General features: G+C 72.3%; 23 protein-coding genes. 16 read left to right on the top strand and 7 right to left on the bottom strand.

Features of this window, described 5'->3' with window-relative positions; genetic code table 11:
- Window positions 1-67 precede the first annotated feature (67 nt).
- The gene (locus ACFQ79_RS06450; RefSeq protein WP_383579738.1) at window positions 68-457 is read left to right on the top strand and encodes a winged helix-turn-helix transcriptional regulator; all 390 of its coding nucleotides are present in this window, start codon (window positions 68-70) and stop codon (window positions 455-457) included.
- Window positions 436-1,674 (top strand): DUF2786 domain-containing protein, encoded by a 1,239-nt coding sequence (locus tag ACFQ79_RS06445; protein ID WP_383579735.1) that lies wholly within the window; start codon window positions 436-438, stop codon window positions 1,672-1,674. Before ACFQ79_RS06450 ends, ACFQ79_RS06445 begins: the two co-directional genes overlap by 22 nt.
- A 213-nt stretch (window positions 1,675-1,887) precedes the next feature.
- Here the strand turns inward: ACFQ79_RS06445 and ACFQ79_RS06440 are convergent, their stop codons facing one another.
- On the bottom strand, window positions 1,888-2,775 hold the full coding sequence (locus tag ACFQ79_RS06440; protein ID WP_383579733.1) for a hypothetical protein: 888 nt from the start codon (window positions 2,773-2,775) through the stop codon (window positions 1,888-1,890).
- 65 nt (window positions 2,776-2,840) lie between these two features.
- Here ACFQ79_RS06440 and ACFQ79_RS06435 point away from each other — a divergent pair, with 65 nt between their 5' ends.
- The 5 genes from ACFQ79_RS06435 (at window position 2,841) to ACFQ79_RS06415 (ending at window position 7,858) form a co-directional block, all read left to right on the top strand.
- The gene (locus tag ACFQ79_RS06435) at window positions 2,841-4,910 is read left to right on the top strand and encodes an FUSC family protein (protein ID WP_383579731.1); all 2,070 of its coding nucleotides are present in this window, start codon (window positions 2,841-2,843) and stop codon (window positions 4,908-4,910) included.
- Window positions 4,911-5,054: 144 nt separating this feature from the next.
- Entirely contained in the window at window positions 5,055-5,717 is a 663-nt protein-coding gene (locus ACFQ79_RS06430; RefSeq protein ID WP_383579729.1) for a hypothetical protein, read from the top strand.
- 317 nt (window positions 5,718-6,034) lie between these two features.
- The gene (locus ACFQ79_RS06425) at window positions 6,035-6,577 is read left to right on the top strand and encodes a SigE family RNA polymerase sigma factor (protein ID WP_383579844.1); all 543 of its coding nucleotides are present in this window, start codon (window positions 6,035-6,037) and stop codon (window positions 6,575-6,577) included.
- A complete protein-coding gene (locus ACFQ79_RS06420) occupies window positions 6,574-7,383 on the top strand; it encodes a hypothetical protein (protein ID WP_383579727.1) in 810 nt (269 codons plus the stop codon). The genes ACFQ79_RS06425 and ACFQ79_RS06420 overlap by 4 nt, the downstream gene beginning before the upstream one ends.
- Before the next feature lie 262 nt (window positions 7,384-7,645).
- Complete coding sequence (locus ACFQ79_RS06415) at window positions 7,646-7,858, top strand: DUF397 domain-containing protein (RefSeq protein ID WP_173861569.1); 213 nt, start codon at window positions 7,646-7,648, stop codon at window positions 7,856-7,858.
- Window positions 7,859-8,113: 255 nt separating this feature from the next.
- On the opposite strand, the gene ACFQ79_RS06410 is transcribed toward ACFQ79_RS06415, so the two are convergent.
- Window positions 8,114-8,611 (bottom strand): ATP-binding protein, encoded by a 498-nt coding sequence (locus ACFQ79_RS06410; RefSeq protein WP_383579725.1) that lies wholly within the window; start codon window positions 8,609-8,611, stop codon window positions 8,114-8,116.
- 306 nt (window positions 8,612-8,917) lie between these two features.
- Between ACFQ79_RS06410 and ACFQ79_RS06405 the strand changes: the two genes are divergently transcribed.
- The 7 genes from ACFQ79_RS06405 (at window position 8,918) to ACFQ79_RS06375 (ending at window position 16,161) form a co-directional block, all read left to right on the top strand.
- Window positions 8,918-9,790 (top strand): helix-turn-helix transcriptional regulator, encoded by an 873-nt coding sequence (locus ACFQ79_RS06405; RefSeq protein ID WP_356551563.1) that lies wholly within the window; start codon window positions 8,918-8,920, stop codon window positions 9,788-9,790.
- Between the two features lie 101 nt (window positions 9,791-9,891).
- A complete protein-coding gene (locus tag ACFQ79_RS06400) occupies window positions 9,892-11,349 on the top strand; it encodes an aldehyde dehydrogenase family protein (RefSeq protein WP_383579723.1) in 1,458 nt (485 codons plus the stop codon).
- A gap of 201 nt (window positions 11,350-11,550) precedes the next feature.
- On the top strand, window positions 11,551-12,090 hold the full coding sequence (locus ACFQ79_RS06395; protein WP_383579721.1) for a DinB family protein: 540 nt from the start codon (window positions 11,551-11,553) through the stop codon (window positions 12,088-12,090).
- 45 nt (window positions 12,091-12,135) lie between these two features.
- Window positions 12,136-12,750, top strand: a complete 615-nt coding sequence (locus ACFQ79_RS06390) for a PadR family transcriptional regulator (protein WP_383579719.1) — start codon at window positions 12,136-12,138, stop codon at window positions 12,748-12,750.
- Between the two features lie 117 nt (window positions 12,751-12,867).
- A complete protein-coding gene (locus ACFQ79_RS06385; protein WP_383579717.1) occupies window positions 12,868-13,938 on the top strand; it encodes an ATP-binding cassette domain-containing protein in 1,071 nt (356 codons plus the stop codon).
- The gene (locus ACFQ79_RS06380) at window positions 13,935-14,699 is read left to right on the top strand and encodes an ABC transporter permease (protein ID WP_383579715.1); all 765 of its coding nucleotides are present in this window, start codon (window positions 13,935-13,937) and stop codon (window positions 14,697-14,699) included. The genes ACFQ79_RS06385 and ACFQ79_RS06380 overlap by 4 nt, the downstream gene beginning before the upstream one ends.
- A gap of 355 nt (window positions 14,700-15,054) precedes the next feature.
- Window positions 15,055-16,161 carry a WD40/YVTN/BNR-like repeat-containing protein gene (locus ACFQ79_RS06375; RefSeq protein WP_383579713.1) on the top strand — a complete coding sequence of 369 codons (1,107 nt, stop codon included), beginning with the start codon at window positions 15,055-15,057 and terminating at the stop codon, window positions 16,159-16,161.
- A gap of 96 nt (window positions 16,162-16,257) precedes the next feature.
- Here ACFQ79_RS06375 and ACFQ79_RS06370 read toward each other — a convergent pair whose 3' ends face one another.
- Together ACFQ79_RS06370 and ACFQ79_RS06365 are read right to left on the bottom strand one after the other, a co-directional pair.
- Entirely contained in the window at window positions 16,258-17,679 is a 1,422-nt protein-coding gene (locus ACFQ79_RS06370) for a glutamate decarboxylase (RefSeq protein ID WP_383579711.1), read from the bottom strand.
- Between the two features lie 46 nt (window positions 17,680-17,725).
- Window positions 17,726-19,009 (bottom strand): ion channel protein, encoded by a 1,284-nt coding sequence (locus ACFQ79_RS06365; RefSeq protein WP_383579709.1) that lies wholly within the window; start codon window positions 19,007-19,009, stop codon window positions 17,726-17,728.
- Window positions 19,010-19,203: 194 nt separating this feature from the next.
- Here ACFQ79_RS06365 and ACFQ79_RS06360 point away from each other — a divergent pair, with 194 nt between their 5' ends.
- On the top strand, window positions 19,204-19,443 hold the full coding sequence (locus ACFQ79_RS06360; protein WP_383579707.1) for a TipAS antibiotic-recognition domain-containing protein: 240 nt from the start codon (window positions 19,204-19,206) through the stop codon (window positions 19,441-19,443).
- 112 nt (window positions 19,444-19,555) lie between these two features.
- On the opposite strand, the gene ACFQ79_RS06355 is transcribed toward ACFQ79_RS06360, so the two are convergent.
- Window positions 19,556-19,924 carry a YbjQ family protein gene (locus ACFQ79_RS06355; RefSeq protein WP_073907940.1) on the bottom strand — a complete coding sequence of 123 codons (369 nt, stop codon included), beginning with the start codon at window positions 19,922-19,924 and terminating at the stop codon, window positions 19,556-19,558.
- A gap of 150 nt (window positions 19,925-20,074) precedes the next feature.
- Between ACFQ79_RS06355 and ACFQ79_RS06350 the strand changes: the two genes are divergently transcribed.
- The gene (locus tag ACFQ79_RS06350) at window positions 20,075-20,788 is read left to right on the top strand and encodes a DedA family protein (RefSeq protein WP_383579705.1); all 714 of its coding nucleotides are present in this window, start codon (window positions 20,075-20,077) and stop codon (window positions 20,786-20,788) included.
- Between the two features lie 191 nt (window positions 20,789-20,979).
- Here the strand turns inward: ACFQ79_RS06350 and ACFQ79_RS06345 are convergent, their stop codons facing one another.
- Complete coding sequence (locus tag ACFQ79_RS06345; RefSeq protein ID WP_383579703.1) at window positions 20,980-22,587, bottom strand: threonine/serine exporter ThrE family protein; 1,608 nt, start codon at window positions 22,585-22,587, stop codon at window positions 20,980-20,982.
- A gap of 325 nt (window positions 22,588-22,912) precedes the next feature.
- Complete coding sequence (locus ACFQ79_RS06340) at window positions 22,913-23,404, bottom strand: inorganic diphosphatase (protein ID WP_024758444.1); 492 nt, start codon at window positions 23,402-23,404, stop codon at window positions 22,913-22,915.
- Window positions 23,405-23,423 lie beyond the last annotated feature (19 nt).

The raw sequence follows: 23,423 nt of genomic DNA, 5'->3' as shown, positions 1-23,423 counted from the left end.
GTGGTGACGACGGGATGGCTGAGACCATCGTGGGGGGACGGGGAAGATCGCGGAAGGAGGCACATCGATGTCCGAGGGGCACGCGGAGGTAACCACCGAACCCTTGGTGAGCTGCGCGGAGGACTGCGGGGTACGGGACGTCCAGGACCGGCTCGGCGACAAGTGGACCGTGCACGTGGTCGTCGAACTCGCGGCGGGACCGCGGCGGTTCAGGGAACTCCAGCGGCTCGTCACCGGGATCTCGCAGCGGATGCTGACCCTCACGCTGCGCCGTCTCGAACGCGACGGGCTCGTCTCGCGGACGGTGTACCCGACGACGCCGCCGCAGGTCGAGTACGCGCTGACGGAGACCGGGCGCAGCATGACCCATCTGATCAAGCAGCTCGTCGACTGGTCGCTCGACCACCGCTCGGTGATCGCCCGGTCGCGCGAGGCATGGGACACGAGGACGGCGTGAGTACCAGCGACACCGGAAGCACGAGCAACACCGGCAGCGGCAGGAGCAGCGGCAGGAGCGGAGACCCCGGCAGCAGCGGCAGTACCGGCAGCACCGGCAGTACGGTCGACAGGGCCTTCGAGGCCCTGTACGCGAGCGACGACGGGTCCCTCGACACGGCGGCGTCCCTGCTGGCCGCCGACCGGGACGCCGACACGGAACTGGCCCGGCGCGGCGAGGAGTTCGTCCGGACCCTGTGGGGGCGGGGCTGGCAGCCCGCGGACCTCGTCCGCATCGCCCGCCGCGACCTCTCCGACACGCACCTCCGGGTGCTGACCGACCTGGTCCTGACCGAGACGGCCCGCTACGAGAGGCTGCCGCACCGCTGGCGGGCCCAGCTCGACGAACTGGACGCGTCGCCCGGCCGGCCGACGGACCGCTTCTCGTACGCGACGACGGTCCTGGAGCTGTACCGGCTCCTGGTCCGGCTGCCGAGGCTCGACGCGGTCGGCCCGGTGCCGGGGGAGGCGCTGCCGCCTGCGACGGCCGGGGAGCCGCGGATGCTGACCCGGATCCGTGCGCTGCTCGCGAAGGCGGAGGCGACGGGGTACCCGGAGGAGGCGGAGGCGCTCACGGCCAAGGCGCAGGAGCTGATGGCGCGGCACAGCCTGGACGAGGCGACGCTCGCGGCGGGGGCGCCGTCGCCGGAGACGCCGGGGGCGATCCGGATCGGGGTGGAGCCGCCGTACGAGCAGGCCAAGGCGATCCTGCTCGACGCGGTCGCGACGGCGAACCACTGCCGGGCGGTGTGGAACGAGACGTACGGCTTCTCGACGGTGGTCGGCTTCGAGGCGGATCTCGACCCCGTGGAGCTGCTGTACACGTCGCTGCTGGTGCAGGGGACGGCGGCGATGACGCGGGCGGAGGCGGAGCAGCGGGCGGGCGGCCGCAAGCGCACGAAGTCGTTCCGGCAGTCCTTCCTGCTGGCGTACGCGAACCGGCTCGGCGCGCGTCTCGCGGCGACGTCCCGCCGCGTGGCCTCCGAGGCCCCGACCCTCCTCCCGGCCCTCGCCTCCAGGGACCTGGCGGTCACCACCCGCACGGACGAACTCTTCCCGGAAACCCGCGCCACGCGCGTGCGTGCGGCCTGGGACGAGGAGGGCTGGACGCACGGAGCCTCGGCGGCGGACCGAGCGGGGCTCGGACCGGAGCGGCGGGGGGTCGAGGGCCGGGGCTGAGGGGGCGGGCCGCTGAGGACGGGCGCCGAGATCAGGCGCCGAGGACAGGCGCTGAGGCGGGTGCGCCGGCGCCCTTCCCTGTCCTGCCCCTGCCGGGGTGCCTCGGCGACCCTCCCCGTCCCACCCCGGTCCGGTCCGCCCTCTCCGGCCGCCCCCGTCAGGGCCGCTGCCTCCGGCCGCCCTCGTCCGGTCCGCCCCCTCCGGCCGCCCCCGTCAGGGCCGCCGCCGGGCTCGCCCCTCGGGTGGCAGGGCCCGGTGGGCCAGTCGGACCGTGAACGTCTCCGGGGGCCTCCAGACGTTCCGGTCCTCGTACGCCCAGGCGTAGACGAGGGAGCCGTCGCGGACGCAGTCGAGCAGGCCCGGGGCCACGAGTTCGTGGGCCGACCACTCGTACAGCTGCTGGAGGCGCGGCACGATCACGCCGAAGTCGACGAGGCGGCCGAAGCCGACCTCGCCGCGCAGATAGGTCCGCACGCTGTCGCGGAGCGGGTACTCGTCGGGGAGCACACGGGACAGCTGGAGGAAGACCCCGGCCATCCCCAGCCTCGGGTCACCGAGGAACGGCGCGAGCGGGCGCAGCCGGCCGAGTGAGAGGCCGGGCGCGGCGACGAGGGCGTGGGAGTAGAGCACGCGGCAGAGGACGACGTTCATGAAGAACCGTTCGGCCTCGGTCTCGGCCTCCGCGAGGTCGCGGTGGTCGAGGTAGCCGGCGACCACGCTCCCGTTGTGCGCCCGGTACCAGGCGCGGGCGGTGGGGTAGTGGACGAAGGACAGCCAGTGGTGGACCGAGGGGGACGAGGGCCGCCCGGGGAGCCCTCCGCTCAGCCCCACCGCTTCGCAGCCGTCCCGCAGGATGCGCTCGTTCACCGCGCGCCACCACGGGCTGCCGGGCCGCTCGGCGAAGCCCGGCTGGAGCACCCCACGCCGCAGCTGCCAGCGCATGAACGACATCGCCGCCCGGCGGAACGGCAGGTGCTGGGGCGCCTTGCCGAACGGGCCGTAGTAGCACCGCTCCATCAGGGCCATCCGCCCGGCGGGGTCGTCCCGGACCGAGGCGACCTGCCGCACGGCCCACTCGGCGGCCGTGACATCGGACGTCATGCACACAGAATCCCACGCATGGGAGAAATGAGCCGTTATGTCCGTGCCGCGGATACGCTCGGGGCATGAGCTGGCTCCGGGCGTTGAAGGAGACCGCCCGCTCCGGGCTCACCGTCGAGCGGCGGCGGCTCGACCCCGTCGTCGCCGCCCGCGCCGCCCTCGGGCTCGCCCTCGTCATGGGCTTCTCGCTCGCCGTCTTCGGCCCCGCCGTCGCCGCCTCCTCCGCCTTCGGCGCCTTCCAGGCGGCCATCGCGACCTTCCAGCGTTCCTGGCGCCCCCGCCCCACCCTCGCCCTCGCATCCGGCGCCAGCCTCGCCGTGTCGACCTTCCTCGGCTATCTCGTCGGCTCCGAGGAGATCCTCTTCCTCGCCCTGCTGGTCCTCTGGACCTTCCTCTCGGGTCTCGCCTGGGCCGCGGGGCCCACCGCCGGCATGATCGCCTCCTCCAACGTGGCGATCATGCTGGTGACCGTCACCCTCCCCACCTCCGTCGCGACCGCCGCCGGCCACGCCGTCATGATCTTCGCGGGCGGTGTGGTCCAGGCCGGCCTGGTCGTCCTCCTCCCGGTCCGCCACTGGGGCGCCCAGCGCGACGCCCTCGCGGACGCGCTCGCCGCGGAGGCGGACTACGCCCGCCGCCTGCGCCACGACCCGGTCGCTCCGTTCGACCCCCTGCCCCTCATGACCGCCCGCAGCGCGGCCTCCGTGACACCCGGCCAGGCCCGTCGCCGCCCGGCGGAGCTCCACGGCGCCCGCGGCCTCGCCGAGCGCATCCGCCCGGTCCTCGCCTCCCTCGCCGACCCGGCCGTCGGCGTCCCGGAGGAAGGCCCGGCACGCGCGCGCGTACAGGAGCTGCTCGGGGCGGCGGGCACCGTCCTGGACGCCGCCGCGCACGCGATCCGGCACGGCGAACCGGTCATCCTCCCCGCACCCGCCGTCGCCACGCTCCACAGCCCGGACACCCTCTCGATCCTGCACGGCCCGCCCCGCCGCGCCGCCATCCGCCTCACGGCGCTGCTCGGCGACGTCGTCGACACGGCCGATCCGAGGACGGAGACCTCGGGCCACGGCGCCACACCCCGGGAACGCCCCACCCTCGTCCGTCTGACCCCGATCGTCGTGGCGAAGGCGCGCGCCGAGCTGCGCCGGGACTCGCCGATCCTGCGCCACGCGATCCGCGTCTCGTCGGTCACGGCCGCCGGCTACCTGCTGGGCACGGTGCTCCCCCTCGGGCACGGCTACTGGGCGCCGATGGCCTCGGTCATGGTGATGCGCCCGGACTTCTCGCAGACGTACGCGCGCTCGGTGGCGCGGTTCGGCGGCACGCTCGTCGGGGTGACCCTGGCGACGGCGGTCGTGCAGTCGGCCCACCCGGGCGTGTACCTGTCGGCCGGGCTCGCGGTCGTGTGCGCCTTCGCGATGTACCTGTTCATCCGGACGGGGTATGCCGCCAGTCAGGTCTTCGTCGCCGCGTACGTCGTCTTCCTGCTCGGCATGGAGGGCGCCGGCGTCGGCCAGACGGTACGCGACCGGGTGACGCTGACCCTGCTCGGCGGGGTCCTCGCCATGCTGGCGTACGCCGTCTACCCGGCCTGGGAGACGCCCAGGCTGCGCGGCCGGCTCGCGGACTGGCTGACGTCGGTGGGCGGGTACGGGGCGGTCGTCATCGCGCGGTACGCCGACCCGATCGGCCCCGGCAGCCCCGATGTCCGCGAGGCGCTCCTGAACACCCGCGAGGCCCGTATCGCCTGGCAGGAGGCCGTGGAGAGGGCGACGCACGAACCCGTACGGCACCGGGGCCTCTCGCACGCGGCGACCGAACAGGCCGACCACGCGCTCGCGGAGTTCGGGCGGGTCGCGATGCTCATGGAGGCGCACCTGCCGGAGCCCGGCGCCCCGCCCGTGCCGGCCGCCGCGACCCTCGCGGAGTCCCTGCGCCGTGCGACGGAACGGGGCGCCAAGGACGTACGGGAGCGCAGGGCGCCCGGCTGGGACGAGCTGCGCGAGACGGTCGACGCCTGGTCCGGCGACGCGCCGGACCACTTCCTGCTGCACAAGGGCGCGGTCCTCCTCCTGGAGGCCCTGGACGAGGTCACGACGGCCCTGACGGACTCCACGCGGGCGCGTGCGCGGTAGCGCCGCCCACCGCCCGGCGGGCACGCCGTCCCGGACGAATTTCGCGAGCATGTCATCCGGCACGCGGTCGGGCGGAGTTGGTAGGGGAAGAGGGGCGCGGACGTACGCGGTCCTCCACCGACATCCCATCCCAGGAGCATCCGCATGAAGAAGTACTGGCTGGCGGCGGCCGGCGTCGTGGCGGCCGTGGCGATCGCGGCACCGTCGGCCGTCGGAGCGCCCACGGAGACCTCCACCGCCTCCACGACCTCCACCGCCTCCGCGGCCTCCACGACCTCCGCGGCCTCCGCCGCTTCTCCCGCGACCGGGACCGCGGCCCGGACCGAGCCAGGGAAGGTCACCCCGGCCAAGGCCGCCGCGCCCGCCCCGAACCCGGTCCGCACCGTCCGTCCCGGCCGGCGCGTGGACGCCGGCGGGGGCTTCACCGTGTGGCTGACCCGCGACGGCAAGCACTGGACGGGCCCGGACGGCTACGAGAACTTCCGCAGCGTCGTCGACGGCAACATCGACCGCTCCGAGCCCGGCGTGAGCCACCAGAGCGAGGGCGACGCGACGGGCGTCTTCCACTCCGGCCTCTACTACGGGACCCGCAAGGCGGGCCGCGTCGAACTGAGCGACGGCGAGGGCCACAAGACGGTCGCCACCCTCATCGCCCTTCCCGGCCGCCCCGACTGGGGCGTCTGGTACGCCCACACCGTGCCGGCGGACGGGAACGGCGGCAGCAGCCTCGGCGTCACTCTCTACGACCGCGCGGGCAAGCTCCTGGCCGAGCTCCCGGGCTTCGACTTCCCGGCCGGCCGCGGCTGACCGCGGCAGAAACGTGGCGGGGCCCGGCACGGGGCGGGCCCCGCCGCCTCACCCACTCCGCTCCACGGCTCCGTCGAGCCACCGTCCACCGACCGATCGCGAGGTCCGACACCGTGCCGCACGAGTCCGTCACCGAGGTCGCCGAGGTCGCCGCGGTCACCGAGATCGCCGAGATCGTCGAGGTCGCCGAGGTCGCCGAAGCCACCCGGGTCGCCGAGGCCAAGACGGCCGCCGGGGCCACCGGGACCGCCGGGGCCACCAGGACGGCCGCGACCACTGGGACGGCCCCGACCGCCAGGGCGATCGCGACCACCAGGGTGGCCGCGACCTCGGAGGACGACGGATTCACCGAGTTCGCCGTCGCCGCCTGGCCGCGTCTGGTGCGGACGGCCCAGCTCCTGACCGGGGACTTCCACGAGGCCGAGGACCTGGTGCAGACGACGCTCGCCAAGGTGTACGCGCGGTGGCGGCGGGTTCCGCGCGGGGAGATCGACCTCTATGTACGCCGGGCGCTGATCAACAACAACCTCAGCCGGGTCCGCCGGAAGCGGGTCGTCCATCTCCTGACGCCGGTCCTGCCGGAGTCGCTGCGCCACACCTCCGCGGGGCATGCGGAGGCGGTCGAGCAACGCACCGCGCTGCTGGCCGCGTTAGCGGATCTGACCGCCCGTCAACGCGCGGTCATGGTGCTCCGCTACTGGGAGGATCTGACCGAGCTGGAGATCGCGAGCGTGCTCAACTGCTCGATCGGCACGGTCAAGACCCACGCCCGGCGCGGTCTGTCCGCGCTGCGTGCCCACCCGGGGCTCGTCACCGTCCCCGCCCCGCCTCTCCCCGCCCCTACCGGAGCCCGACGATGACCCCCGCAAGGCCGACGACACCCCCCGATCCCCGGCCCGACTCCTGTTCCCGGCCCGACTCCTGTTCCCCGTCCGACCCCTGCCTTGAGCCCGACCTGCACGCGGTGTTCGCCCGGGCCGCCTCCGACGTCACCCCGGGGCCGCTCCCCCTGGAGGCCGTCCGGCGTGCGGGCAGGGCGCGCCGCCGGCGCCGTACGACCGCGCTGTCGGCCCTCTCGGTGCTCGCGGTCGCGACGTCCGTGGTGGCCGTCGTCGTCGTCCTGACCCCCGTACGCCCGTCCCCGGCGGGCCCGGGACCGGCTCCCGTCGCCGTCCCGCCGACCGTCGTCCCGACCTCGGCGCCGTCGGTCCGCACGAGCGACGGACCGCCGGCGCCGGGCCCGACCCCGATCAGGGTCGTGGCCTCCGGCGAGCGGGTGAACGCGGGGAAGGGCTGGAAGGTCTGGCTGACGGCCGAGGGCAAGCACTGGGTCGGGCCGGACGGCATGGAGAACGTCCGGAGCGTCACGGACGGCAACATCGACGTGATGGAGCCGGGCGTGAGCCATCAGAGCGAGGGCAACCCGAAGGGGGCCTTCCACTCGGGGCTCTACTACGGGACCCGTGCGGCGGGCCGCGTCGAGCTGAAGAACGCCGAGGGCCGCAAGGTCGTCGCCACCCTGCTCGAACTGCCGGGCAAGCCGGGCTGGGGCGTCTGGTACGTGCACACCGGGCCGGGAATGGGCGAGGTCGGCACGGCGCTGTACGACCGGTCGGGCGAACTCCTCTCCGAGCTGCCTCTGATCCCCAGGAGCGAACCCTCCTGAGCGGGGGCGGTGCTGGGGGCGCTGCGGGGGCGGTGTCTTCCTGGGCCGCCGATCGAAGATCGGGACCCGTAGGGTGAGGGTGGGCGCGGCGCCGTACTCGCTGGTAGCACGCTCTGTCGCGTAGCCGCTACGCCACCCCCCGTGCACGTGCATCTGCTCATGCATCGGCATATGAACACAGCTATGATCCGAGGAAGTTGACACCTGCACCAAGCAACTCGGGGAGCTACCAGTGCATCATGCGCATCGCGCGTACAACGGCATGGCGGCCACGGAGCTGCGAGGCGTCGTGTGGCAGAAGAGCAGGCACAGCAACTCCCAGGGATCCTGTGTGGAGTTCGCCAAACTGCCGGGGGGAAACGTTGCCGTACGCAACTCGCGTCACCCCGAAGGCCCCGCCCTCGTCTACACGCCGGCGGAGATCGAGGCGCTCCTCCTCGGCGTCAAGGACGGCGAGTTCGACCACCTGGTGTGAGCGCGAGCGGATGCGTGGACCGCTGACCACGGACCACGGACTCACGGGCTGCTGACCACAGCCCACGGACCCACGGGCCACTGACCACGGACCCACAGGCCACTGGCATACGGAAGAAGGGCCCCGGCCGATGCGGCCGGGGCCCTTCCTTCGTCGTCGGTACGTCGGTACGTCGGTACGTCGGTACGCCGGTACGCCGGTACGCCGGTACGTCCGTCGTTCGTCCGTCGTCCGTCCGTACGGTGTGCGGCGCGGCTACTCCGGACCGATCCGGAACAGCGCCCACACCACCTTGCCCCGCAGCGTGCCGGCGAGCGGATGCCAGCCCCAGCTGTCGCTGAACGAGTCCACCAGGAACAGTCCGCGTCCCGACTCGGCGGCGAAGTCCTCCTCGCCGCCGCGCGCCTCCGGGCTCTCCCGACTGGGGTCGCGCACGGCGCACACCAGGCGTGAGGACCAGCGCATCAAATGCAGGCGAACCGGTGGATTCTGGCCTTCTTCCTGAGGCGCGTCGGCGGGCACCGCATGGCGCAGCGCGTTGGTGACGAGCTCGGAGACGACCAGGGCCACGTCGTCGAAGCGCTCGGTCAGCTCCCAGCGGTCGAGTGTCGAGCTGGTGAACTTCCGGGCTCCGCGCACGGCTTCGTACCGCGCGGGCAGCGCGCACGAGGCGGAGGTGGAGACGGCGCCGGGATCGATCGGCGGAAGGCCCTGCCGTAACGGCTCGAGCACGGTCGATCCATTCGTCCCCATGCGAGGCACTCCCGGGAATCGCGACTGTGGTGCGACAACACGACAACACGAACGAGTACGCGGCTGCGCGGGGTCCATGGTTCCGAATGCGACCACTGGATGCAAGGGCAGATGCACGTGCACGCGCCGGACCTGTCCGTCCCCGTGCCTAATCTGTGCATAAGTCGTCCGCCGCGGAAGGGGAACTTTCCGCGACTGCCCGGATCTCGCCGTCTTTCCGTAATCGAATGTGTACGCGCTGAAGCGTTTGGTGGCAGAATCCGGGGCTCGACGGGGGCTCGACACCGTAAGGGGAGGCTGGGAGCCGTGACCGCAGGCGAATCGGGCGGAGCGAGCGGGAGTGTGGTGCGGCGCATCCTGCTGGGCTCACAGCTGAGGCGGTTGCGCGAGTCGCGCGGGATCACCCGCGAGGCGGCCGGTTACTCGATCCGCGCGTCCGAATCCAAGATCAGCCGTATGGAGTTGGGACGGGTGAGCTTCAAGGCCAGGGACGTCGAGGATCTGCTCACGCTGTACGGGGTCGGGGACGAGGCCGAGCGCGGCTCGCTCCTCGGGCTCGCCCGCGAGGCCAACGTCGCCGGCTGGTGGCACAGCTTCGGCGACGTCCTGCCGGGCTGGTTCCAGACGTACGTCGGCCTGGAGGGCGCCGCCTCCCTCATCCGCGTCTACGAAGTCCAGTTCGTCCACGGCCTGTTGCAGACCGAGGCGTACGCCCAGGCCGTCGTCACCCGGGGCATGCCCGGCGCCCCGGCCGCCGAGATCGACCGCCGCGTCGCGCTCCGCCTCGAACGGCAGAAGGTCCTCGTCTCCGAGCGCGCCCCGCAGTTCCACGCCGTGCTCGACGAGGCCGCGCTGCGCCGCCCCTACGGCGACCGGTCCGTCATGCGGGGCCAGTTGAGGCATCTGATCGAGATCTCCGAGCACCCGGGCGTCACGCTCCAGATCATGCCCTTCAGCTTCGGCGGGCACGCCGGCGAGAGCGGCGCCTTCACGATGCTGAGCTTCCCCGAGTCCGACCTCTCCGACATCGTCTACCTGGAGCAACTCACCAGCGCCCTCTACCTCGACAAGCGCGAGGAGGTCGCCCAGTACCAGCGTGTGATGGAGCGGCTGCAGAAGGAAGGGCCGGATCCGGCCGAAAGTCGGGACCTTCTTCGGGGACTCCTCCAACTCACCTGACACATCAGTACGATGACGTGACATCAGTGCCGACGTTTCGGCGTTTCCACGTCACTTCTGTCATCCGTGCGGAAGTAGAGCGGGTAGAGGGGTCTCGATCCATGTCGCACTTCACCGACCTGGCCCACCAGTACATCGACGGCGAGTGGAAGCCCGGCAGCGGCTCGTGGGACATCATCGACTTCAACCCGTACACGGGGGAGAAGCTCGCGTCGATCACGGTCGCCACCGCCGGTGAGGTCGACCGCGCGTACCGTGCCGCGGAGCGCGCCCAGGCCGAGTGGGCCGAGACCAACCCGTACACCCGTCGGCTCGTCTTCGAGCGTGCGCTGCGGATCGTCGAGGACCGTGAGGAGGAGATCGCCGAGACGATCGTCGCCGAGCTCGGCGGCACCCGTCTCAAGGCGGCCTTCGAGCTGCACCTCGCCAAGGAGTTCCTGCGCGAGGCGGTGCAGCTGGCGCTGCGCCCCGAGGGGCGCATCCTGCCGTCCCCGGTCGACGGCAAGGAGAACCGCGTCTACCGCGTCCCCGTCGGCGTCGTCGGTGTCATCTCCCCCTTCAACTTCCCCTTCCTCCTGTCGATCAAGTCGGTCGCGCCCGCGCTGGCCCTCGGCAACGCCGTCGTCCTCAAGCCGCACCAGAACACCCCGATCTGCGGTGGCACCCTCGTCGCCAAGGTCCTGGAGGAGGCCGGCCTCCCGGCCGGTCTGCTGAACGTCGTCGTCACCGACATCGCCGAGATCGGCGACGCGCTCCTGACCCACCCCGTCCCGAAGGTCATCTCCTTCACCGGCTCCGACAAGGTCGGCCGCCACGTCGCGACGGTCTGCGCGCAGAACTTCAAGCACGCCGTCCTCGAACTCGGCGGCAACAGCGCCCTGATCGTCCTCGACGACGCCGACGTGGACTACGCGGTCGACGCGGCCGTCTTCAGCCGCTTCGTGCACCAGGGGCAGGTCTGCATGGCCGCCAACCGGATCCTGGTGGACCGGACGGTGGAGGAGGAGTTCACCGAGAAGTTCGTGGCGAAGGTGAAGACCCTGCGCGTCGGCGACCCCGCCGACCCCGCCACCCACATCGGTCCGCTCATCAACTCCCAGCAGGCGGAGGCCGTCTCCTCGCTCGTCGACCAGACGGTCGAGGCGGGCGCCACGGCGCTCCTGCACGGCACGGTCGACGGCAACCTCGTCTCCCCGTCCGTCCTCACGGGCTTCGCCCCGGACGACGCGATCCTGGGCCAGGAGATCTTCGGACCGGTCGCCCTGATCGTCCCGTTCGACGGCGAGGAGGAGGCCGTACGGATCGCCAACGACACCCCGTACGGGCTCAGCGGTGCCGTCCACACGGGGAACGTCGAGCGGGGCGTACGGGTCGCCAAGCGCATCCACACCGGCATGATCCACATCAACGACGGCACCGTGCACGACGAGCCGATCGTGCCCTTCGGCGGCGAGAAGCACTCGGGCGTCGGGCGGCTCAACGGCGAGGCGATGGTGGAGAGCTTCACCACCCAGAAGTGGATCTCGATCCAGCACGGCCGGAGCCGTTTCCCCTTCTGATTCCCCCTGGGGGCGGTCCCCGCCTGAGGACACTGCCCTCTTGAGGGCACTCCCCGCTTGAGGGCACTCCCCGCTTGAGGACGCTGCCCGCTTGAGGACGCTGCCCGCTTGAGGACACTGCGCTCTTGAGGACACTCCCTGTCCGCAAGCCTCCGTAGCGTGGTCGGTGTCGAAAAGGTTCAGCTACGGAAGGCGGACATCATGGTGGCTCTGGTTCCCACGGAGGCTCACGGCGACGAGCGCGGCGCGCTCCTCAACTTCGTCGAGGCCCAGCGTGCCGCGATCCGCCGCTCCCTCCTCGGTCTCACCGAGGAGCAGGCGGCGAGTCGCCCCAGCGCCAGCGAGCTCAGCCTCTCCGGGCTGCTCAAGCACGTCGCCGAGGTCGAGCTGAACTGGCTCCGGCTGGCCCAGCAGTCGCCGAACGAGCGGCAGCGCTCCCAGGAGACCTGGGGCGAGGGCTTCCGGCTCGTGGACGAGGAGACGATCCCCGAGATCGTGGAGTTCTGGGCGGGCGTGGCGAAGGAGACCGAGGAGTACATCCGCTCGGTGCCGAGCCTGGACGACACCTTCCCGCTGCCCAAGGCGCCCTGGTTCCCCGAGGACGGGCGGGTCTCGGTCCGCTGGATGCTGCTCCACCTGGTGCAGGAGGCCGGCCGGCACGCCGGGCACGCGGACGTCATCCGCGAGTCCCTGGACGGCAAGACCTCCTTCGAACTGATCGCGGCGGAACAGGGGCGGTGACCACGCGCGCGTACCCTGGTCAAAATTGACTAGGAGGTACGTGGGATGTCGGCGATCCGTCTTCTCGTCCTGGGCGCGGTCAAGCAGCACGGCCGCGCCCACGGCTACCAGGTCCGCAACGACCTGGAGTTCTGGGGCGCGCACGAGTGGTCCCACGCCAAGCCCGGCTCGATCTACCACGCGCTGAAGCAGATGGCGAAGCAGGGACTGCTGCACGCGCACGAGGTGGCGCCGAGCGCGGTGGGCGGGCCGCCGCGCGTCGAGTACGAGCTGACGGAGCGCGGTCTCGAGGAGTACTACGCCCTGCTGCGCGAAGCGCTGACCACGTACGACCAGAAGATGGACGTCCTGTCGGCGGGCATCGGCTTCATCGTGGACCTGCCCCGGGCGGAGGCCGCGGAGCTGCTGCGGCAGCGGGTGCGGGCGCTCGACGAGTGGCGGACCGCGGTCACGGAGTACTACACGCCGGAGGGCGGCCCCGGTCAGCTCGGGCACATCGGCGAGATCATGCACATGTGGGTCCACTCGGCGGACGCCGGCAAGGAGTGGACGCTCGGCCTGATCGAGCGGATCGAGGGCGGGGCGTACGTGTTCGCGGGCGAGGGCGAGCCGTTCGTCGGCGTGCTCGCGGAGGGCGAGGAGAACCCCTTCGCGACCTGATCGCGCGCACGGCCCGAAGAAGCTAATCAAGTTTGACTAACCCCCGGGAAGGGCATAGCTTGCTCCGTCGGCGGCAGCTGGTCAAATTTGACTAAGACGATTTCTGGAGGAATCGACATGGCAGTGACTGGGGACGCGATCCTCGTGGAGGGCGCGCGCAAGCGGTACGGCGAGAAGGAGGCCCTGGCCGGTCTCGACCTCACGGTCCGGCGCGGCACGGTCCACGGCCTGCTCGGGCCCAACGGCGCGGGCAAGACGACGACCGTGCGGATCCTGGCCACCCTGCTCCGCCACGACGAGGGCCTGGTGCGGGTGGCGGGGCACGACGTGCGGACCGAGGCCAGGGAGGTACGGCGGCGGATCGGGCTGCTCGGGCAGCACGCGGCCCTCGACGAGGAGCTGGGCGGCCGGCAGAACCTGGAGATGTTCGGCCGGCTCCACCACCTGGGCGGGCGGCGCGCGGGCACGCGGGCCGACGAGCTCCTGGAGCGGTTCGGTCTCACCGACACCGGCCGCAAGCCGGTCAAGCAGTTCAGCGGCGGGATGCGGCGGCGGCTCGATCTGGCGGCCTCGCTGATCACGGAGCCCGAGGTGCTCTTCCTCGACGAGCCGACGACGGGACTCGACCCACGCGGGCGTGGCGAGGTCTGGGAGTCGGTGCGCTCGCTCGTCGGCGGGGGCACCACGGTGCTGCTGACCACGCAGTACCTGGAGGAGGCCGACCAGCTCGCCGACCGGATCTCGGTCGTGGACCAGGGGCGGGTCGTGGCCGACGGCACGGCCGACGAACTCAAGGCGCGGGTCGGCGTGGACCGCATCGACGTGGTCGTACGGGACGGGGCGCGGCTCGACGAGGCGGTCGGGCTGCTGCCCGTGCCGCGGGCCGAGGTGAGCGTGGACGCCGACCGCCGGCTGCTCAGCGCGCCGGTGGCGGACCGGATGGCCTCGCTCACCGAGACCGTGCGGGTGCTGGCGGCGGCCGGGATCGAGGCGGAGGACATCGCCCTGCGGAGGCCGACGCTGGACGAGGTCTTCCTCCATCTGACGGGTGCGCCGGATGCGGCGGGTGCGTCGAGCGTGGCGGGTGCGTCGGGTGCGTCGGGTGCGTCGGGTGCGTCGGGTGCGGCGGGCGCGTCAGGTGCGGCGGGCGCGTCGGGTGCGCGTGAGGACAAGGAGGTGGCGGCATGAGTGCGGCGTACGTGGTGAGCGACTGCTGGACGATGACCCGCCGGGAGCTGGCGCACTGGGCGCGGCAGCCGGTGCAGGTCCTGGTCGGGCTCGTGTTCCCGGTGATGATGCTGCTGATGTTCGGCTACCTGGTCGGCGGCGGGCGGAGCGTCGACGGCGACTACGTCGACTTCCTGGTGCCCGGGATGCTCACGCTGACCATGGTGTTCGGGCTCGAAGGCACCATGACGGCGGTGACGCAGGACCTGAACAAGGGCGTGATCGACCGGTTCCGGGCGATGCCGATGACGGACGGCGCGGTGCTCGTGGGGCGGGCGGCCGCCGACATGCTCCAGTCGACGGTGGGGCTGCTCGTGATGGTCGGCGTCGGGTACGCGATCGGCTGGCGGGCCGACGGCGGACTGGGGAGCACCCTGGGGGCACTGGGGCTGCTGCTCCTGCTGCGGTTCGCGATGCTGTGGATCGGGATCTTCCTCGCGCTGGTCGCGGGGCGGGCCGAGCTGGTGCAGGCGGTGCAGATCCTGGTCTGGCCCATCGGGTTCCTCTCCAACGCCTTCGCCTCGCCGGACTCGATGCCGGGCTGGCTCGGCACGTTCGTGGAGTGGAACCCGATGTCGGCGACGGCGACGGCGGTCCGTGACCTCTTCGGCAATCCGGGTGGCGAGCCGGGGCACGTCTGGGCGGCGGTGGTGTGGCCGCTGGTGCTCCTCGCGGTCTTCTTCCCGCTGGCGGTACGGAAGTTCGGGCGGCTCGGGAAGTAGCCGGGAACCGGTGGCGCGGAGGTGGGAACCCGAGGGCGGTGAGCGGTGTATTGAAAGCAGCGGTTCACCGCGGACCGCCCGAGGGAGGACAGGGGGACGTGCGATGCGCAGGCCCGTGGGAGGAGTGGCCGGCGCCGTCGTGGCGCTGGTGCTGGTGGTGTTGAGCGGGTGTACGGGGTCGAAGCCGGCTGTGGAGGCGGGGGGACCGGGGGCCTCGGGGAGTCCGGGGGCTTCGGGTGGCCCGAGTGCTTCGGGGAGTCCGGGTGCCTCGGGAGGTTCGGGGAGTCCGGGGGCCTCGGGTGGCCCGAGTGCTTCGGGAGGTTCGGGCGCTTCGGGAGGGGCCGGCAAGGGGCCGGTGGCGCGTCCGGATCCGGGGCTGTTCGGGGCGCCGCCCCGGGTTCCCTCGGCCCCGGGGCTGCCCGGCTGGGCGCACAGTCTGGGCTTCGCGCGGGACGGCAGCGGGTTCGCCCTGCTCGCCTCGTGCGTGAGCGACCCGGCGGCCCCGGAGAACGGCTTCTGCCGGCAGCACGTGGCCGTCCGGGACGCCGGGGCGAAGGAATGGGTGCTGCGCCGGTCCCCGCTGCCGCGGGTGTCGGGGACGGACGGCGTGTCGGCGAACCTGGTGGCCCTCGGCCCCGGCCGGGCGCTCGTCGAGGAGGGCGGCGCGGGGTTGGGCGCGCGGACCTGGTTCACCGAGGACGGCGGGCGCAACTGGCGGGCGGGTGAACGGCGTACGGTCGGGACGACTCCGGAGATACCCGAGGGGGCGGTGCTCGGCACCGACTGCGCCGCGCCTTCCGAGGCCCTGCCCGACGACTGCGCGCGGGAGCGTCTCGTGGTGATCTCGCCGCAGGACGGGCGGCGCCGGGCGCTGGCCCGGATGCCCCTCCTGGGGGCGCATCCCCGGCCCCAGGAGCAGCCGGAGCCCGACGGGTCCTGGTGGGTCTCGGGCACGGACCCGCTGTCGGGGCGGGCGGCGGTCGCCGTCTCCCGGGACGGGGGGCGTGGCTGGACGGTCAGCCGGCTGCCGAGTCCCGTCGCGAGCCCCGGGTGGCACACGGCGGTGGCGGTGGGCAGGGACGCGGTGTACGCGGCGGAGATGGGTGAGCTGGTGGGAGGTGAGCCCGTCAAGAACCCGATGCGCGCGCTGCACCGTTCGGTGGACGGCGGGAGGACCTGGCAGCGGATGTGGACGACGGGGCCGGGCGAGCAGCCCCGCACCCTGCTCGGTCTGCCGGTCCCGGGGCCCGGTGGCCGGGTGGGGATCGGCGCGGAGCTCTCGGGGTACGAGAGCGTGGACGGCGGTCGTACGTTCGCCCGGCGCGACGACGGGACGCACTACACCCGCCGCACCCCGCTGGGCCTGCTGCGGGAGGCGTCGCGCTGCCAGTACGCGCTGACCGTGGACGGGGTGCGCTGGTCGGAGTTCCGGCTGGCCTGCGACGCCCCGGTCGGCGACTGACCGGGCGGGGCGCCGCAGGCGCCTTGGGGCCGCCTGCGGCGGATCACGGGCGGACGGGCGTCGGCGCCGGTCCGGCCCCGGTCCGCCGGACAGGCCCTAGTGGTGGAAGGAGGTCGCCGCGCTCGTGTCCTGGGTGAACGGCTGGGACTGGCTCCGCAGTTCGGGCAGCAGCCGGACCAGATCCTCGATGAGGAGTCCGGCGAGGTCGGCGGAGAAGCCGTTGCGGCAGACCACGCGCAGCACGGACAGGTCCTCGCGGTTGGCGGGGAAGGTGTAGGCGGGGACCAGCCAGCCCTGTTCGCGCAGCCGCCGGGAGACGTCGAAGACGTTGAAGGAGGTGACGTCGGGGGCGGTGGTGAAGGCGAAGACGGGCAGTTCGTTCCCGTGGGTGAGGAGCTGGAAGTCGCCCATGGCCTCGATCCGCTCGGCCAGGCCGCGGGCGATGTCGCGGGAGGTCTGCTGCACCGCCCGGTAGCCCTCACGGCCGAGCCTGAGGAAGGTGTAGTACTGCGCGACGACCTGGGCGCCCGGCCGGGAGAAGTTGAGGGCGAAGGTGGGCATGTCGCCGCCCAGGTAGTTGACGCGGAAGACGAGCTCCTCGGGGAGTTCGTCGGGGGAGCGCCACAGGGCCCAGCCGACGCCCGGGTAGACCAGTCCGTACTTGTGACCGGAGGTGTTGATGGAGGAGACGCGGGGGAGCCGGAAGTCCCAGATCAGGTCTTCGTCGACGAAGGGGGCGACCATGGCGCCGGATGCGCCGTCGACGTGGACGGGGATGTCGAGACCGGTGCGTTCCTGGAGGGCGTCCAGGGCGGCGCAGATCTCGGCGACGGGTTCGTAGGAGCCGTCGAAGGTCGAGCCGAGGACGGCGACGACGCCGATGGTGTTCTCGTCGCAGAGCGCGGCGGCGGTCTCGGCGTCGAGGTGGAAGCGGTCGCCCTCCATGGGGACGAGCCGGGCCTCGACCTCCCAGAAGTTGCAGAACTTCTCCCAGCAGACCTGGACGTTGACGCCCATGACCAGGTTGGGGCGGGCGGTGCCCGGGTAGCGGTCGGCGTTCCGCTTGGTCCAGCGGCGCTTGAGGGCCATGCCGGCGAGCATGCAGGCCTCGCTGGAGCCGGTGGTGGAGCAGCCGACGGCGGTGGCCGGGTCCGGGGCGTGCCACAGCTGGGCGAGCATGGCGACGCAGCGGCGCTCCAGTTCGGCGGTGCGCGGGTACTCGTCCTTGTCGATCATGTTCTTGTCTCGGCACTCGGCCATCAGGACGCCCGCCTGGGGCTCCATCCAGGTGGTGACGAAGGTGGCGAGGTTGAGCCGGGAGTTGCCGTCGAGCATCAGCTCGTCGTGGACGAGCTGGTAGGCGCTCGCCGGGGGAAGCGGTCCCTCGGGCAGCCGGTGGTGCGGCGGGGCCTCGGTCATGCCGCCGACCGGGTTCGCGGCCTCCCCGAAGAACGGATTGAGGGCGAGCCGGCGGGTGGGCTCGGCGGGGGAGGCGGCGGGACCGTGGTGGAGCGGCATGGGGACTCCTTCTGTCCGGTGGGGAGGTTCTCCCGAGGGGGCGGGGTCAGTGCAGGGACTTGCCCTGGGCGTCGAGTTCGAGCTGGGGGCGGCCGGTGACGATCAGCCAGGCGGGGAGGGAGGCCAGGCAGAGCATGGCGAGCAACGAGGGCGAGGCGGAGAGGACAGCGGCGACGAACAGGCTGATCCAGCCCTGCCGGGTGGTGGCGAGCAGGACGCCGAGGACGGCGGAGGAGACGGCGACCGCCGGGTGGACCTCGGGGACGAGGGCCTGGGCGAGCAGTCCGAACGCGGCGCCGATGAAGACGGCGGGGAAGATCCGGCCGCCCCGGAAGCCGCAGGCGGCGGCGACGAGCAGGGCCAGCAGTTTGATCACGGCCAGCTTGGCCAGTTCGCCGGAGGACCAGCTGCCGATCGAGGAGGCGAGCTCCTTGACCTCGTCCAGGCCCTTGAAGAGGGTCAGCTGCCCGCCGACGGCGCCCAGGAGGCCGAGGACGAGGCCGCCGACGGGCAGCATCAGCATCGGGTGGCGCAGGCGGTGGAAGGCGGAGTGGGCGTAGGGGAAGAGATAGCACGCGGCGAGGCCGAAGACGGCCGCGGCGGAGGCGATCACCAGGGCGGCGAGCAGGTCGCCCCAGCCGGGGTCGGTGAGGGGCGGGAGCCCCATGTCGAAGGTGGGCTCGGCCAGCAGCTGGGTGGTCATGGACCCGGCGCCGGCGGCGACGAGCGGGGCGAAGAGCCGGTCCCAGAGCGAGCCGCGACCCGGTTGGCCGACGAGGGCCTCGGAGATGACGAGGGCGGCGGCCACCGGGGTGCCGAAGAGGGCGCCGATGGTGGCGGCCGAGGCGAGGGCGACCCAGAAGGCGCCCGGAACGGTGGGGGCGGCCTTGCGGCCCAGCCAGTAGGCGAGGGCGATGTTGGCCTCGATGATCGGGTTCTCGGGGCCGAGGCTGACCCCGCCGGCGAGCGTGAGCGTGCTCGCGAGCAGCAGGCTCGGTACGACCCCGGGGGCCAGCGGTGTGCCGCCGAGGCCCAGGGCGGCCGGATCGGGCCCGGCGTGTCCGGGGACCTTCCAGATGACGAGGCCCACGGCGATGCCCGCCGCCGTGAGCATGCTGATGATCCAGAGGGAGGAGTAGTCGCCGATGCCGAGGGCGTCCGGCAGGTCCTCCCAGAGGACGTCCTGGAGTTGCTCCGAGAGGGCCTCGATCCCGAGGAACAGCAGGCTCGCCGCGACGCCGACCACGAGCGCGGGCAGCACCTGGGGGAGCAGGACCCGGAGCGGGCTCGTGTCGGCGGGGGGAGGAGGCGGAGCATGATCGGTGGCCACCGACCCACCATAAGTGAGCAAATGCCGCAGAACATCCCGAAATTCAGGTCGAACGGACGTGCACCTCACGTCGTGTCAGGCCGGAGGTCGACCCGCGTACCTCGACCGGCTCCGGCGGATCCCGTTCTCCCGGACGCTCGGCTTCCCCCTCGACGAGGTCGCCGTCCTCCCGGGGCGCCGCCTACGCCGACCTCATGGAGCGGGGTCTGGCCCGCCCCCCCCCCGCTGCGAGGCGGCGGTGGACCTCGCCGAGGCCCACCGCCGCCCGCATCACCACCGGGTTCCTCGAGTGCCACCCGAAGAACCATGAGGGGCTCGCCGGGACGTACCTCGCCGACGAGAACTTCCACGCCTTCCAGGACTCGATCCACGCGGGCCTGCCCGAGCACCTCCACGCCGCCGTCCGGGCGAACGCACGACGCCCGGGCGCCTGACGTGCGACGTCCGGGTACGGCCGGGGAGCCCGGGCGCCTGACGCGGGAGCGCCCGGGCACCTGACCGGGGAGTCCGGCCGCCTGACGCGGGAGCCCGGGCCCGGCCGCGGGCTCAGGCGCGCGGTGCGATCACCACCGCCGTGCCGTACGCGCACACCTCCGTGCCCACGTCCGCCGCGTCCGTCACGTCGAAGCGGAACATCAGCACGGCGTTCGCTCCGCGCGCCCGAGCCTGCTCCACCAGCCGCTCCATGGCCTGGTTCCGGGTCTGCACGAGGGTCTTCGTCAGACCCTTCAGCTCCCCGCCGACCATCGACTTGAGGCCCGCGCCGATCTGGCTGCCCAGATGGCGGGAGCGGACGGTGAGCCCGAAGACCTCACCGATCACCTGCCGGATCTCGAAGCCCGGCACGTCGTTCGTCGTCACGACCAGTACGTCGGGGTGCGACCCCTGGCCGCCTCCGTACTCCTCGATGCCCATCGGCATACACCTCCTGGCCCACAGCCTCGGGGGAGCGGGCCCTCTCCGCATCCTGTGGGCCCCGGGTGGAACCGGCCGGGTTCAGTTCACGTTGATAGCTTGGGGCCAGCCGTCCCCCATGCCCCCATTGACCGCAGGAGCCCGGAACCCGTGAACACGCTTGCCCTCGGACCGAGCTGGTTGGACCCGGACTATTTGATCCAGACCTTTGGTCCGATCGGTGTCCTGGCCATTGTCTTCGCCGAGTCCGGCCTCCTCATCGGGTTCTTCCTGCCCGGCGACTCGCTGCTCTTCACCACCGGCCTGCTGATCACGACCGGCAAGCTGGACATGCCGCTGTGGCTGATGTGCACGCTGATCGTGGCCGCGGCGGTCCTCGGCGACCAGGTCGGATACCTCTTCGGCCGCAAGGTCGGACCGGCCCTCTTCAAGCGCCCCGACTCGAAGCTCTTCAAGCAGGAGAACGTCGAGAAGGCGCACGAGTTCTTCGAGAAGCACGGCCCGAAGTCGCTGATCCTGGCCCGCTTCGTCCCCATCGTGCGGACGTTCACGCCGATCATCGCCGGCGTCAGCCGGATGAACTACCGCCTGTTCATCACGTACAACATCATCGGCGGCGTCCTGTGGGGCGCGGGTGTGACCATCCTCGGCGCGCTGCTCGGCAAGATCGACTTCGTGCACCAGCACATCGAGATGATCCTCGTCGGCATCGTCCTGATCTCCGTCGTGCCGATCGTGATCGAGGTCCTGAGGTCCCGCTCCCAGTCGAAGAAGGAGCAGGCCAGGGGTGACCACGGCACCCCCGGTGACCACGACGCCCCCGGCACCCCCAACCCGCCCCGCGGCCGGCACGCCAAGCGCTGACCCGGACCCGCTCGAAGCGCCGGAAGGGCCCCGCACACCGTGCGGGGCCCTTCCGCGTGCCCGGTCCTCCGTAACAGCCGGGCCAGTTCCGAACACGTACCAGGCCCGGCCCGCCCGGCCCCGCCCGGCTCGGCCCCGCCCTGCCCGGCCCGGTCTTCCGGAACCGACCGGGCCCCCCCGCACCGCAGGTTCTAGAAGCCCCTGGTCCGCTTGGCCGCGCGGCGGGCCGCCGCGGCACCGGGCGCCTGCATGAAGAGGCGGGCCAGCTCGCCTCCCAGGTTCACCCCGATCGCGATCGCCAGAGCCAGGGCCGCCGCCTTCGCCAGCGAGGCGAAGCCCTGGTCCAGGTTGTTCTGCGCGATCGCGAGCACCCCGAAGTACGTCGCCGAACCGGGCAGCAGCGGGCCGATCGCCGCCGTCACGTACGGCAGCGACGAGGTGTGCTCGTATCGCGCGATCAGCTGCCCGAAGAGGCCCACCAGACCCGCCGCCACCGCCGTCGCCATGACCGTCGACCCGTCCGCGGTCACCGCTATCGACGCGTAGATCACCCACGCCACCCCGCCGTTCAGGGTCGCGAAGAGCACCGTCGCCCGCGACTGCTGCAACAGGATCGCGAAGGTCGCGCACAGCACCATCGACGCCAGGATCTGCGTCACCGGCCGCTCCACCGCCTGCAGCTTCCCCTCCGGGTTCAGCTGCGCGTCGAACTGCACGGCGATGTACAGCACCGACAGCACGCCCACCACGATCGCGACGAAGAAGTACGCGACCTCCAGGAGCCGGGCCGAGGCCGTGATGTAGAAGCCGGTCAGACCGTCCTGCACCGCCGCCACCAGCGCCCGCCCCGGGATCAGCGCGAACAGGCCACCGGTGATCACCGCCGACGGCCGCAGATCGGCGTGCAGCATCGTCAGGAGCACGCCCATCGCCGCCGGCGGCATCGCCGCCACCAGGAACTGGTAGAACTCCGGCATGCCGCGCCCGGCGAACAGCCACGCCAGCCGGTCGCCGAGCACCGCGCCGAGCGCCGCCACGAAGAACACCGTCGCACCGCCGCCCAGCAGCACCGAGGCCGCGCCGGCGAGCACACCCGCCGCCGCCGTCAGGACCCAGCCGGGGTACGGGTGCCGGTTGCGCCGTATCTCCGCGAGCCGCCCGTACGCCTCCTCGGGCGTCACCTCGTGCGCCCGCGCGTTGATGTCCGCGAGCAGCGTGTACACCGCCGCGAGCCGCGTGTAGTCCGTGCCCCGGCGCCGTACCGTCCGGTTCGCCGTGATCGGATCGTCCACCAGCGACGGCTGGTACGTGACGGACAACAGGGTGAACGTCACCGTCGGCTCGACCCGGTCCAGACCGTACGAGCGGCAGATCGCGAACATCGCCGCCTCGACGTCCTCCGCACCCTCCCCGCCCGCGAGCAGCAGCTCGCCGATACGCAGGGTCAGGTCGAGCACACGCGGCACCGAGGGACCGCTCTCGTCCTCCTTGCGCAGCGCCTCGGGCACCGGCCGCTCACCCACCGGCAGCCGCAGCATGGTCCGCATCCGGTCCTGCCACGGCGCGTTCTGCGAGAGCCGCACCAGGGGCACCCCGTACGCCGGGGTGAAGGCGGGCGGCGAGTTCTTCGCCGAGTAGGTGGCGGGCGGCGCGAACGCCGAACCCTCCTGCTCGGCCGGCGGCTCCGCCGTCAGCCCCCGGGGAAGAGCGAACTCGGAGGTCGGGTGCTCCTCCTCCGGCGGCGCGGGCTGCTCCACCCCGACCGGCGGCACGAAAGCGCTCCGCGCCTCGTCCGACACCGGCTTCCGATCCTCCGGAGAGACCGCCGGAGAGACCGCCGGGAAGTCCGCGGGTTCCGCCGGGGAGTCCTCCGGAGAGACCGCCGGGGAGTCCTCAGGTTCCGCCGGGGAGTCCGCGGGATCTGCCGGGGAGTCCGCGGGGACCCCTGACGGACCGTGCTCCGGACCGCCCTCCGGATCGTCCTTCGAGCCGTCCGGCTCCGCCACCACTCTGTCCGCCTCACTTCCCGGGAACCGTGGATTCCAGTATGAGCGTGCGACGGATGTGCGAAAGGCGGTGCACCCAACGGGTGCACCGCCTTCACACGCTCAGAACAGAACAGGCTCAGTGGCCGCCCTGCTCCTTGGCACGCGCGTACGACTTCTCGATCTCTTCCTCGGCCTCGGCGCGCCCGACCCAGTCCGCGCCCTCGACCGACTTGCCCGGCTCCAGGTCCTTGTAGACCTCGAAGAAGTGCTGGATCTCCAGGCGGTCGAACTCCGCCACGTGGTGGATGTCCCGCAGGTGCTCCATGCGCGGGTCCGTGGCCGGGACGCACAGCAGCTTGTCGTCGCCGCCCGCCTCGTCCGTCATGCGGAACATGCCGATCGCGCGGCACTTGATCAGGCAGCCCGGGAACGTGGGCTCGTCGAGGATGACGAGCGCGTCCAGCGGGTCGCCGTCCTCACCGAGGGTGTTCTCGACGTAGCCGTAGTCGGTCGGGTAGGCCGTCGACGTGAACAGACGGCGGTCCAGACGGATGCGACCCGTCTCGTGGTCGACCTCGTACTTGTTACGCGATCCCTTGGGGATCTCGATGAGAACGTCGAACTCCACGGGTGGCTCCTCCTGAATC

Origin of the sequence: Streptomyces sp. NPDC056480, from assembly GCF_042795405.1 — a bacterium.
In the GTDB taxonomy this organism is placed as follows: Bacteria; Actinomycetota; Actinomycetes; order Streptomycetales; family Streptomycetaceae; genus Streptomyces.
Note: the sequence above shows the minus strand (reverse complement) of the source record. Positions and strands in the feature narration are given on the sequence as shown.